This window comes from Achromobacter sp. ACM04 (genome assembly GCF_014851465.1).
Lineage (GTDB): Bacteria > Pseudomonadota > Gammaproteobacteria > Burkholderiales > Burkholderiaceae_B > Achromobacter > Achromobacter aegrifaciens.
Genome location: NZ_JACUZS010000002.1, coordinates 502,531 through 514,656, shown reverse-complemented (window position 1 = coordinate 514,656; position 12,126 = coordinate 502,531). Strand labels below are relative to the sequence as shown.

The following is a 12,126-nucleotide window of genomic DNA, read 5'->3' as shown; positions in this document are numbered from 1 at the left end:
GGCGACTTCGACCATGAACATCACTCTCAAGCAATTGCGCGTGTTTTGCGCGCTATACGAACTGCGCAGTTTCACGGCGGCCGCGCGCGCGGCCTTCGTGACGCAATCGGCCGTCAGCAAGCTCTGCGCCGAACTTGAGGCCGAGGTCGGCCAGCCGCTGTTCGAGCGCTCCACCCGCAGCGTCACGCCCTGCGACGGCGCGGCGGATTTCTACGCCTATGCCCAGGAAATCCTGGGCACCGTGCGCGCCGCCGAACGCAGCATGTCGGGCCTGCGCACGCTGGAGCGCGGCACGGTGGGCGTGGCCACTTCGCCGCTGATGATGGTCGGCCTGCTGGGCGAGGTGGTGGCCGACTATCACCGCGCCCATCCCAGCGTGAAGCTGGATTTGTTCGAACTTTCCACCGACGACACCATCGAGCACGTGCGCAACGGCCGCGCCGACTTCGGCATCGTCTCGGTCGAAATCCCTTCGGAAGAACTGGCCACCCGGGTCATCTATCGCGACACCATGTACGCGGTGTGCGCACCGCGCCATGCGTTGACGCGCAAGCGTTCAGTGTCATGGGCCGACGTGGCCGCCCATGATCACATCATGCTACGCAACGTGTATAGCGTGCGGCGCAGCCTGGACCGCGTGGCGGCCGACCTGAACCTGGAATTCCGCTACCGCATCGAGGCCGGCATGCTGACCTCGGCGTTGAAGCTGGTCGGCGCGGGCCTGGGGATAACGGTCGTGCCCGGTTATGCCTGCGATCTGGCGCGGCAGTTGGGCCTGCGCATCCTCGCCATAGACGGCGCTCGCAAGCACGGGCACGAACTCTGGCTCATCCAGCGCCGCAACGCGCGGCTGTCGCTGGCGGCTTCAGCCTTCCTGCAGGCGACCGAGGAATATCTGCGGCAGCGCCAGGCTTCAGAGAATTAATCCCGGTTTGGAATAAGTCTATGAAAATTAGTCCCTTGTTGGGATAAACGGGTCGCAAGCATCATACGGTCAGAGTTCAAGAGGCCGACCCGCGGCCCCTCACAGGAGACAAGCATGATCCGACCGTTCGGCGTCCGCCGCCGCCTGCTGGCCGCTGGCAGCCTCACCGTCCTGACCGCGCTGGCTGGCGCACTGCCGTCCGTGGCATTGGCGCAGGGCGCCTATCCTGACAAGCCCATCACCATCGTCGTGCCGTTCTCTCCGGGCAGCGCCACCGACACCAGCGCGCGCATCATTGCCGAGAAGCTCGGCCCGCGCCTGAACGTGCCCGTCGTCATCGAGAACAAGCCCGGCGCGTCCGGCACCATCGGCGCCTCGTTCGTCGCGCGCGCGCAGCCCGACGGCTACACGCTGATCCTCACCAGCAGTTCGACGCACTCGGCCACGCCGGCGTTGTTCCGTAAGTTGCCGTTCGATCCCACCGGCGACTTCACGCACGTCGTGCGCATCGCCACCATCCCGATGATGCTGGTGGTGCGCGAGGACGTGCCCTACAAGTCGCTGCAGGAACTGGTCAAGGCCACGCAGGCCAAGCCCCTGAACTACGCGTATGGCTCGCCCACCAGCCAGATCGCCGGCGCCACCTTCAACACGGTGGCGGGCGCCGCGGCCAACGGCGTGCCGTACAAGAGCCAGCCGCCGGCCGTGACCGACCTGCTGGGCGGCCACGTCGACTACCTGTTCGCCGACCTCTCTGTCGTGACCTCGTTCATGCAGGCCGGCAAGCTGCGCGGCCTGGCCTACACGGGCCATGAACGCGCCAAGGAGTTTCCCAGCGTGCCGACGCTGGCCGAGCTGGGCTACCAGAAGTTCGACCTGGTCGTGTGGGTCGGCGTGGCCGTGCCGGCCAAGACGCCCGACGCCATCGTGCAGAAACTGAACCAGGAAGTCGCCGCCATCCTGCGCGAGCCGGACGTGCTGCAGCGCTTCGAATCCCTGGGCATGCAGGTCTCGCCCAACAGCGTGGCTGAACACCAGGCCTTCGCGCAGTCGCAGCGCCAGGTCTGGACCCAGCGCGCGATCGACGCGAAGATCGAACCGCAATAAACGGCGGGAAACGAACAGGGCGTCCGACGGGCGCCCATTTTCCATGAGACGGGGTGACCGCTCCTTGGCCGCGCCCCGTGCCGGCCGCCGCCAAAACGAATAAAGTGCCAGACAGCGTCCGCCCGATCGCGGCGGGCAATCATCAAGACACGGAGACAACATGGATACGGCAGGCAAGGGCGCCAGCGTGCGCGAACAGGTCAGCGCAACGGAATGGGAGGTCCGCAAGGATCTGGCGGCGCTATACCGTTTGGTGGCGCTGTTCGGCTGGGACGATCTGATCTTCACCCACATCACGGCCAAGGTGCCGGGGACCGAACATTTCCTGATCAACCCCTACGGCATGATGTTCGACGAAATCACGGCATCGAGCCTGGTCAAGATCGATCTGGACGGGCGCAAGGTGATGGAGTCGGAGTACGACATCAATCCAGCCGGCTTCACCATCCATAGCTGTATCCACGCGGCTCGCAAGGACGCGATGTGCGTGCTGCATACGCACTCCATCAACGGCGTGGCGGTGTCGGCGCAGAAGGCCGGCCTGCTACCGCTGTCGCAGTTCGCGTTCATCGTGCTGCGTTCGCTCAGCTACCACGACTACGAAGGCCTGGCGCTCAATCCCGAGGAACAGCCTCGCCTGGTGCGGGACCTGGGCAGCAACAGCTATCTCATCCTGCGCAACCATGGCCTGTTGACCGTGGGGCAGAGCATGGCCGAAGCGTTCCAGGCCATGCACCGGCTGGAGGCCGCCTGCATGGTGCAGGTGCGGGCCCAGGCCGGTGGCGAACTGACCTACATTCCGCCTGACATTCTGAAGAACGCCACGGTGGAATCGCAGGCCGACCGCGCGCACAAGGCCATGCTGGCCTGGCCGGGATTGCTGCGCCGCCTGGACCGTCGCAACCCGGGCTACGCGGAGTAGCCGCCGGGCGCGGGCCTCAATGGCTTGAGGCCCGCTGACACGGATCAGTACTTGCCCATGTAATCGCGCTTGCCGATTTCCACGCCGTTGTGGCGCAGGAGGTCGTAGGCCGTGGTCACATGGAAGAAGAACTGCGGCAGCCCATAGTGCAGCAGATAGGCGCTGCCGCTCAGTTTCTTTTCCTTGGGCGTGCCGGGGCGCAGCACGATTTCGCGCGCTTCGCTCTGCGCGAACTGTTCGGGGCCGAACGAAGCCAGGTGCTCCAGCGTCTTGGCGATCAAGGCTTGCAGGCCCGCGAAGGTGGCTTCGCTATCCGGCCACGAAGGCACTTCCGCGCCAGCCAGGCGCGAGGCGATGCCCTTGGCAAAATCCGCGGCGATCTGCACCTGGCGCGACAGCGGGAACATATCGGGGAACAGGCGGGCGCCCAGGTAGGCGTCCGGATCGATGTTCTTTTCCGTGGCGTGGGCTTCCGCTTTCTTCAGCACGTCGGACAGGGCCGACAGCATTTGCGTCAGGACGGGAACGGAGGCGCTGTGCATGAAATTGCTCATATCGTGTCTCGCTTGAGAGTGGCGCCGGCGCGGAAGGCGCCGGGCAGGCCTGCGAAGACTACCAGTTGCCGGCGTCGTCATCCGTAATGCATGTTCGCCCTTGCGTCATCATGACATCATGATGTTATGATGATTTCATGCAAAACGACACCGAATACGCTCCTCTTTATGCCCGGGTGGAAATGGCCCTGGCTGCGGAAATCTCGTCCGGCAGCCTGTCGCCTGGCGACCGGTTGCCGACGGAAGACCAACTGATCGAGCGCTTCGCCGTCAGCCGCAGCACCGTGCGCAAGGCGGTGGAAAACCTGGTCGCGCGCGGGCTGGCGGAAATCCGGCGCGGCAAAGGCACGTTCGTCACGGAGCCCAAGCTGATGCAGCCGCTGACGGCCCTGAGCGGTTTCGTCGAGGATATGACCGCGCTCGGCCGCCGGGCGACCGCGCGCCTGCTGGACAAGCGCCCGGTGCCGGCCACGGAAGACGTCGCCCGCCAACTGGGCGTGGCGCGCGGCGCGCTGGTCTATCGGATCGAGCGCGTGCGGCTGGCGGACGGCGTGGCCATGTCGTTTGATGAAACCTATCTGCCGCTGGACGTGGGCGAAAAAGTCGCCAGCAACGACCTGGAGGCCGAGCCCATCTTCGACCTGCTGGAGCTGCGCTACGACCTGCCGCTGATCGAGGCCGAGTACCAGCTGGAAGCGGTGACGGCGGACGAACGCGTCGCGCAGGCGCTGGGCGTCGCCGCGGGAAGCCCGATCTTCCTCATCGAGCGCACGTCCTACACCGAGGGCCAGCGGCCCGTCGACTACGAAAAGCTGTACTACCGCGGCGACCTGATCCGCTTCAGTACCCGCCTGGCGCGCCAGCCACGCAAGCCGACCTGAAGCGGCGGCCATGGAGACCTCGACGATCTTCTGGCTGTTCGCCGCCGCCTTCGGCGCCAGCGCGCTGGGCGGGGTGCTGGGGATGGCCAGCGGCATCTTCATCGTGCCCATCCTGACGTTGCTGTTCGGCGTGGACATCCATGTCGCCATCGGGGCCAGCATCATCTCGGTGATCGCCTGTTCCTGCGGCAGCGCCGCGCCTTTCCTGAAAGGGCGGCTGACCAACGTCAGGCTTGCCATCGTCCTGGAGACGGCCACCACGCTGGGCGCGCTGACCGGCGTGTTCCTCATCGGCATCGTCTCGACCGGATTTCTCTACGGCCTGTTCGCAGTGATCCTGGCGCTGTCCGCGCAGCAGATGCTGGCGCGCCGGCGCGAGGCCGTGGCGATTGCGCCCGGCGCCGCCAGCTGGGCCACCGCGTTGCGCCTGCACGCAAGCTTCCCCGACCGCGCGCTGGGCCGGGAGGTGCACTATCAGGTGGATCGCGTGCCGCTGGGCTTGTCGCTGATGTATGGCGCGGGGCTGATTTCGGCCTTGCTCGGAATAGGCTCGGGCGTGCTCAAGATTCCGGCCATGGATGCTGCGCTGAAGCTGCCCATCAAGGTCTCGTCGGCGACGTCCAATTTCATGATCGGCGTGACCGCCGCCGCCAGCGCCGGCGCCTATTTCGTGCGCGGCGACATCGACATAGGCATCGCCGGACCGGTCGCGCTGGGTTCGGTCGCGGGCGCTTTGCTCGGCGCCCGCCTGCTGATGGGCCTGCCGGCGGACAAGCTGCGGCTGTTCTTCGTGATCGTGCTGTCCCTGCTGGCGGTGCAGATGCTGCTGAGCGCGTTGGGCGTGCATATCCCGGGAGGCCCGGCATGACGCAGACGGTGGACAAACAGGCGCGGCGCGACCGCGCCATCGCCGGCTTGCTGTGGTACGGAACCTGGCTCGCCTCGGCCCTCATCGCCGCCGGCATGGCTGTGGATTTCCTGTTGCCCGCGCATGGCGGCCTGCGGGACCTTGGACTCGTCAAGGTCGGGGTGGCCCTGTTCATCCTGCTGCCAGTGGCGCGGGTGGCGCTGATGCTGGCCATTTTCCTGCGCGAGCGCGACTACGCCTACACGGCGATTTCCGCGCTGGTCCTGCTCATCATCGCCGCAGGCGTGGTGTCCGGACTGCGGTGAGGCCGCCGGCTTTCCTATAATCGGAGCGCGGTGCGATGGCGCATCGTCGCATACTCTCCCCAGGACTTTTCATGCTTGCCGTTACCAGCCAGGATGTCTACGTGAACACCAGCCAGGGCCGCCTTTTCGCGCGGCGCTGGGATCCCGCCGGTGAGACCGCTGCCGCAGCGCCCATCGTGCTGTTCCATGATTCGCTGGGTTGCGTGGAGCTGTGGCGCGATTTCCCTGAACAACTGGCGCAGGCCACCGGGCGCAGCGTCATCGCCTATGACCGCCTGGGCTTTGGCCGCTCCGATCCCAATACCGCCGTGTTCGAACCCGGCTTTGTGGAAGAAGAAGCGCAGGGCGGATTCCGCAGCCTGCGCGCAGCGCTGGGCATCGGCCCCTACGTGGGGTTCGGCCATAGCGTGGGCGGTGGCATGGCTGTCTGCTGCGCCGGCGTGTATGCCGACGATTGCCGGGCGCTGATCACCGAGTCCGCACAGATGTTTGCCGAAGACCGCACGCTGGAAGGCATACGGGCCGCCAAGCAGAATTTCGCAGAACCCGGCCAGCTGGACCGGCTGAAGAAGTATCACGGCGAGAAAGCCGAATGGGTGCTGGGCGCGTGGATCAACACCTGGCTGTCGCCCGAGTTTGCCGCCTGGAACCTGGACGAGCAATTGCGCCAGGTGCGTTGCCCCGTGCTTGCCCTGCATGGCGAAATCGACGAATACGGTTCCCCCAAACACCAGGAAAAGATCGCGGCGCTGGCCGGCGGCCGCCCTGTGCTGCTGGAGAACTGCGGGCATGTGCCGCACCGCGAACAAAGCCGCATCGTGCTGGATGTGGTGAGCGAGTGGTTGAGGGCGGTGCCGTAACCAATCGGGTGCGCACGTACACAGTCCGCGCTTAGAATCGGACTAGCCCTTTCGCGCCGCCGCGCTCGCTTTCTTGAGGTCCCCGATCCGATGTCTGACCGTCAGCCCCTATCCCAAGCCGTCCACAATACGACGACCCGCCACGCGATTTTCATCGTGGCCACCCTCAATGAAGGCGCCGCCGCCGCCGAAACCGTGCGTGGCTGGTGCGCCGATGTCGCCGCCGTTGTCCGCACGGTGGGCACGCGCGCGCCCGAGCAGAATCTTTCCTGTGTCACCGCCTTCGGCTCCACGGCCTGGGACACGCTTTTCGGCGCGCCGCGTCCCGCCGCGCTGCACCCTTTCCGCGAGTTCGGTTCCGGCGAGCGCCTGGCCATGGCGACGCCGGGCGACCTGCTGCTGCACATCCGCGCGGACTCGATGGATTTCTGCTTCGAACTGGCCACCTTGTTGCTGGGCGGATTGGGCGATGCCGTGACGGTCGTGGATGAGGTCCATGGCTTTCGCTACTTCGACCGCCGCGCCATCATCGGCTTCGTCGACGGGACCGAGAATCCGGAAGGGCAGGAAGCATTCGACTTCACCGTCATCGGCGACGAGGACGCCGAGTTCGCCGGCGGCAGCTACGTGCTGGTGCAGAAGTACCTGCACGACATGAAGGCCTGGAATGCGCTGACGGTCGAAGGCCAGGAAGGGGTCATCGGCCGCCACAAGTGGTCCAACGTGGAACTCGACGACGACATCAAGCCCTCGTCCTCGCACAGCGCCCTGACGACCATCGAGGAAAACGGCCAGGAACTGAAGATCCTGCGCGACAACATGCCGTTCGGCCGGCCGGGATCCGGGGAATTCGGCACGTACTTCATCGGCTACGCGCGTTCGCCGCGTCCCATCGAGCTGATGCTGGAGAACATGTTCGTCGGACGTCCGCCCGGCAATTACGACCGCCTGCTCGACTTCAGCCACGCGGTCACGGGCGGCCTGTTCTTCGTGCCGTCGTCCGAGTTGCTGGAAGCGCTTGCCGAGCGCAGCCCGGCGGCCTGTGCGGACGCGGGCGAGCCTGCGGCGCAGGCGTTGGCGTCGGCGGGCAAGGCGGGCTGAGGCACAGCCACGAGCGGCCTTGGCCGCTACCGGGTAGCCGGAATTTCTGGCGCGGCCGCGACGATGGCCGCGCCAGTTTTCATTTTGACGCGCCATTCGACAAGCTACCCGGCCGGCCGGGCGGTCTGCCTGCAACCAGGTTGCGTCCCCAAAACGATACGGACGTCCAGCAGGTGATGCTTGGTTATTCAATAACGCACCTGAGAATTGTTTGCATTACACTTTCTTCTCATTAGAAGTTTCAACATGGGAAAGGAAGCCAACATGCAACACCCCGGGCCCGCCGGCCGCACTCGTTCCGTTCGTCCACGCCTCGTCCTGCGGCGCACGCCTTGCCTGGTGCTGATGGCACTGGCCTGCGGCACTGCCACGGCTCAGGACGAGGGCGTGGCCACCTTGCAGTCCGTACAGGTGATCGGCAACGCCGACAGCACCACCACCGAGGGCACCGGTTCGTATACGCCGCGCGCCACCGCCGCCAGTACGGGGCTGCCGCTGACATTGCGTGAAACGCCGCAGTCGGTCACGGTGGTCACGCGGCAACGCATGGACGACGAGAACATGCTTTCGCTGGTTGACGTGATGGCGAGCACGCCGGGTATTTCGGTGCAGAACTATGACAGCGAGCGGTATTCGTTCAATTCCCGCGGCTTCAGCGTCAGCAACTACATGTATGACGGAATTCCGACGAGCTTCGACACCGGCTATGCCGCGGGCGAGTCATCGCTCGATCCCATCATCTATGACCGGGTCGAGGTGGTGCGGGGCGCCACCGGCCTGCTGACCGGCGCGGGGAATCCGTCCGCGTCGATCAACCTGGTACGCAAGCATGCCACCAGCCGCGAGTTCAAGGCGGACATGAGCGTCAGCGCTGGCAACTGGGACACCTATCGCGGCACGGTGGATCTTTCCACGCCGCTAAACTCCGCCGGCAGTGTGCGCGGACGCATCGTCTCGGCCTATCAGGACAATCACTCCTACCTGGATGGCTACCAGAACCGCAAGAAGGTGTTCTATGGCGTGGTGGACGCGGACATCACCTCCCGCACGACGCTGAGCGTGGGTTTCAATTACCAGGACAACGACCCGAAACGCAGCAGCTGGGGCGGCTTCCCGCTCTGGTACGCCGACGGCGGCCGCACGGACTGGAGCCGTTCGCTGAACACCGGGGCGGACTGGAGTTCGTGGGGTAGCACGACCCAGGGCGCTTTCGCCAGCCTGGAACACCGCTTCGACAATGGCTGGACTGTCAACGCGGTGGGATCGCATTCAAAGAACGAGATGGATGCCAAGCTTCTCTATCTCTATGGCTGGCCCGACCGCGACACCGGCCTGGGTGTGAACGCATCGCCGGCGTGGTACGTGGGAGACCGCAAGCAGAACAGCCTGGACGTCAAGGCATCCGGTCCGTTCACGCTGTTCGGCCGCCGCCACGAGGCTGTCGTGGGCGCCAGCTTCAACCGCCAGCACGGCGACTTCGACTACCGCTCGGCCCTGTCGAGCGCGGCCGTGGGCAATTTCCTCGACTGGGACGGCTCGTATCCGGAGCCGGAATGGAGCAGCGATTCGGTCACCGCCAATCGGTACACCACCAAGCAAACGGGCTGGTACGGCGCCTTGCGCTTCAATCTTGCCGATCCGCTCAAGCTCATCGTGGGCGGCCGCTACAGCACGTGGGAAACGGATTCGGTCGGCTTTGGCGGCGGCAGCCGCCAGTCTTTCAAGAAGAACGAATTCACGCCCTATGCCGGCCTGCTCTACGACATCAACGAGACCTACACGGCCTACGTCAGCTACACCGGCATCTTCAATCCGCAGAGCTATCAGGACCGCAGCGGCAACTGGCTCGATCCGCTCGAGGGCAAGTCTTACGAAGCGGGGATCAAGGGCGAGTTCCTGGACGGCAAGCTGAACGCCAGCGCCGCGGTGTTCCAGATCGAGCAGGACAATGTGGCCCAGGTCGATCCGGGCTACATGGTGCCGGGCACCATCAACCAGGCCTACACCGCTGCGCAGGGCACGCGCAGCCGCGGTTTTGACCTGGAGGTGTCGGGTGAAGTGATGCCGGGATGGAACCTTGCCGCGGGCTGGTCGCACTGGACCGCGCGCGACGGCGATGGCAATGCCATACAGACCGACCAGCCGCGCAGCCTGGTGCGCGTGTTCACGACTTATACGCTGCCTGGCGATTGGAACCGTCTGACGGTGGGCGGCGGCGTCAACTGGCAAAGCCATGTGTACACGATGGCCAGCGGCCCGAACGGAGAAGAGCGAGTCGGTCAGGGCAGCTATGCGATCACCAATCTGATGGCTCGCTACCGCTTCAATCGCAACCTGAGCGCTCAGCTCAATGTGAACAACCTGTTCGATCGCAAGTACTACAGCCAGATCGGGTTCTACAGCCAGGGCGCGTGGGGGGCGGGACGCAGCGCCATGCTGACGATGCGCTACCAGTACTGACGCGTGCCAGGACGGGGGGGCGCAGGCGCCGCGCGCCTAGCGCTCCTGCTCCAGCGTCGCCTTCATCCGCACCATGCTCTCCTGGCTGACCATGATCACGCCGCTGGCTGGCTGGTCGATGTCCAGGATGAAGGTCAGCACCAGGGAAATAAGCGTGGCGAACAGGCCGGTCGAGATCAGCCGCCTGCGCTTGTGCAGCCCGGTGCCGTAGGCGATGAAGCCCATTGCGCCGCCGGTGACGATGAAGAGCAGATAGAAGACGGGCTCGGGTACGTGGTTTTCCAGCGCGACGCGGCGCTTTTCATTGACCTGGGCCATTTCGTTGATGGCCTGGATGAACATGACCGTGGATATCGACGGCGGGTTCTCCAGGACGCTCGCAGCCGTGCTCCGGATCTGGCGCTCGATGCGCCGCGACGTCACGCTGGCCGCGGCCAGGCGCTCCTTGTCGTTGTCGGCGTCGCTGAACTCCAGCGCCGTCGTCGTGTATTCCAGCAGGAGCTTCGCGATGGGATCGCGGGCCGCAGGAGGCAGCAGCTGCGAGCGCCAATAGGCGTTGCCGATGGCGTTGGCCTCTTCCAGCACCAGGTTCTTGCGCGTTTCGAAACGCGTCACCGACATCGCGAAGGTAAAGCCCAGCAGCAGCGCCAGCAGGCCCAGCAAGGCGGTCTGGAGCGCGCCGATATGGGTCTTGGCGGCGTCGTCGGAAGCGCGGCGGTGCCTGCGCCCCAACCGGAAGCCCAGCTCGATGATGGCCAGGCAAGCGATGACGCAGATGAAAAACACGTAGGTTTCATCAATTTCGCGCAGCACGTTGATTTCCGGTGGTTATTTGGGGATAGAGCGTATGCCGAGTGCGGCGCGGCGGGCAAGGGGCGAATAACCCGCAGCCGCGGATCGTTGCCAGGTATTTGAAAAGCTTCTTGGAGTAAGGTGTCGCTTCCCTAGTAAGCGACACCGCACGGAGCAGAAATTGAAATACCGCAAACTCGGCCGTACCGACCTGGATGTCAGCCTGATCGGACTGGGCACCATGACCTGGGGCGAGCAGAACACCGAAGCCGAGGCGCACCAGCAGCTGGACTACGCCCTGGAGCGTGGCATCAATCTGGTTGACGTCGCCGAAATGTATCCGGTGCCGCCCAAGCCCGAAACGCAGGGCCTCACCGAGACCTATATCGGCACCTGGCTGGCGCGCAGCAAGCGCCGCCAGGATATCGTGCTGGCCAGCAAGGCGGCGGGCCCCGTGCGCGACGCGAAGCGTCCGGGCCACATCCGCGACGGCAAGACCCACCTGGACCGCAAGAATCTGACCGCGGCCCTGGATGCCAGCCTGAAGCGCCTGCAAACGGACTACCTGGACCTGTATCAGCTGCATTGGCCCGACCGCACGACGGCCACCTTCGGCAAGCTGTCCTATCCCTGGGTCCAGGACGAGTACACCGTGCCGATCGAGGAAACGCTGGAGGTGCTGCAGGACTTCGTGCGCGCCGGCAAGGTGCGCCACATCGGCGTGTCCAATGAAACGCCCTGGGGTGTCGGCCAGTTCCTGCGGCATGCCGAGAACAAGGGCTTGCCGCGCATCGCAACCATCCAGAACGCCTACAGCCTGCTGAACCGCGTCTACGAGATCGGCCTGTCTGAGTACTCGCACCACGAAGGCGTGGGCCTGTTGGCCTATTCGCCGCTGGCGATGGGCATGCTTTGCGGCAAGTACCTGGACGGAGCGCGCCCGGCCGGCGCCCGCCTGACGCTCTACACGCGCTTCACCCGCTACAGCAATGAGCAGGCCGAGGCCGCCACCCGCGCCTACGTCGAACTGGCGCGCACGCACGGCATTTCGCCCACGCACCTGGCCCTGGCCTGGGTCAACCAGCGCCCCTTCGTCACCAGCAACCTGATCGGCGCGACCACGCTGGAACAGCTGAAGGAGAACATCGACAGCGTGGACGTGACCCTGTCGGCCGAGGTGCTGGAGGCGATCGACAAGATCCACGCCCGCCAGCCGAATCCGGCGCCGTGATGCGCTGATCGCCCCGTCAGCCATGGCGGCAAGAACCCATGACGCTTTCCGGGCGTCATGGGTTTTTTCATGGAGGACGCCGACCCGGCCACGGATACACTTTTTTTCCTGGCGGCTGTC

The 12,126-nt window shown here is 65.2% G+C and carries 12 protein-coding genes; 10 read left to right on the top strand and 2 right to left on the bottom strand.

The window, feature by feature from the left end:
• The first annotated feature begins 13 nt into the window (after positions 1-13).
• From IB259_RS13250 to IB259_RS13240, 3 genes are all read left to right on the top strand, one after another.
• The gene (locus IB259_RS13250) at positions 14-925 is read left to right on the top strand and encodes a LysR family transcriptional regulator (RefSeq protein ID WP_054451750.1); all 912 of its coding nucleotides are present in this window, start codon (positions 14-16) and stop codon (positions 923-925) included.
• 114 nt (positions 926-1,039) lie between these two features.
• Positions 1,040-2,032: a tripartite tricarboxylate transporter substrate binding protein gene (locus IB259_RS13245; RefSeq protein WP_192329235.1), complete on the top strand. Its 993-nt coding sequence runs from the start codon at positions 1,040-1,042 to the stop codon at positions 2,030-2,032.
• A 160-nt stretch (positions 2,033-2,192) separates the two neighbouring features.
• Positions 2,193-2,954 carry a class II aldolase/adducin family protein gene (locus IB259_RS13240; RefSeq protein ID WP_054451747.1) on the top strand — a complete coding sequence of 254 codons (762 nt, stop codon included), beginning with the start codon at positions 2,193-2,195 and terminating at the stop codon, positions 2,952-2,954.
• A 44-nt stretch (positions 2,955-2,998) separates the two neighbouring features.
• On the opposite strand, the gene IB259_RS13235 is transcribed toward IB259_RS13240, so the two are convergent.
• On the bottom strand, positions 2,999-3,508 hold the full coding sequence (locus tag IB259_RS13235; protein WP_054451745.1) for a DUF1993 family protein: 510 nt from the start codon (positions 3,506-3,508) through the stop codon (positions 2,999-3,001).
• Positions 3,509-3,645: 137 nt separating this feature from the next.
• Here IB259_RS13235 and IB259_RS13230 point away from each other — a divergent pair, with 137 nt between their 5' ends.
• The 6 genes from IB259_RS13230 to fhuE all read left to right on the top strand — a co-directional run bounded on the left by IB259_RS13230 (position 3,646) and on the right by fhuE (position 9,983).
• The gene (locus tag IB259_RS13230) at positions 3,646-4,389 is read left to right on the top strand and encodes a GntR family transcriptional regulator (RefSeq protein WP_192329233.1); all 744 of its coding nucleotides are present in this window, start codon (positions 3,646-3,648) and stop codon (positions 4,387-4,389) included.
• 10 nt (positions 4,390-4,399) lie between these two features.
• Positions 4,400-5,257, top strand: a complete 858-nt coding sequence (locus IB259_RS13225) for a sulfite exporter TauE/SafE family protein (protein WP_054451742.1) — start codon at positions 4,400-4,402, stop codon at positions 5,255-5,257.
• Positions 5,254-5,562 carry a DUF1634 domain-containing protein gene (locus IB259_RS13220; RefSeq protein WP_054451740.1) on the top strand — a complete coding sequence of 103 codons (309 nt, stop codon included), beginning with the start codon at positions 5,254-5,256 and terminating at the stop codon, positions 5,560-5,562. Before IB259_RS13225 ends, IB259_RS13220 begins: the two co-directional genes overlap by 4 nt.
• 71 nt (positions 5,563-5,633) lie before the next feature.
• The gene (locus IB259_RS13215; RefSeq protein WP_054451738.1) at positions 5,634-6,422 is read left to right on the top strand and encodes an alpha/beta fold hydrolase; all 789 of its coding nucleotides are present in this window, start codon (positions 5,634-5,636) and stop codon (positions 6,420-6,422) included.
• 90 nt (positions 6,423-6,512) lie between these two features.
• A complete protein-coding gene (locus IB259_RS13210) occupies positions 6,513-7,523 on the top strand; it encodes a Dyp-type peroxidase (protein WP_054451736.1) in 1,011 nt (336 codons plus the stop codon).
• A 264-nt stretch (positions 7,524-7,787) separates the two neighbouring features.
• On the top strand, positions 7,788-9,983 hold the full coding sequence (fhuE, locus tag IB259_RS13205) for a ferric-rhodotorulic acid/ferric-coprogen receptor FhuE (protein ID WP_054452280.1): 2,196 nt from the start codon (positions 7,788-7,790) through the stop codon (positions 9,981-9,983).
• Between the two features lie 36 nt (positions 9,984-10,019).
• Here the strand turns inward: fhuE and IB259_RS13200 are convergent, their stop codons facing one another.
• Positions 10,020-10,796, bottom strand: coding sequence for a DUF4239 domain-containing protein (locus tag IB259_RS13200; protein WP_054451734.1), 777 nt, complete (start codon positions 10,794-10,796; stop codon positions 10,020-10,022).
• Between the two features lie 160 nt (positions 10,797-10,956).
• Between IB259_RS13200 and IB259_RS13195 the strand changes: the two genes are divergently transcribed.
• On the top strand, positions 10,957-12,006 hold the full coding sequence (locus IB259_RS13195; protein WP_125471222.1) for an NADP(H)-dependent aldo-keto reductase: 1,050 nt from the start codon (positions 10,957-10,959) through the stop codon (positions 12,004-12,006).
• Positions 12,007-12,126: the final 120 nt, after the last annotated feature.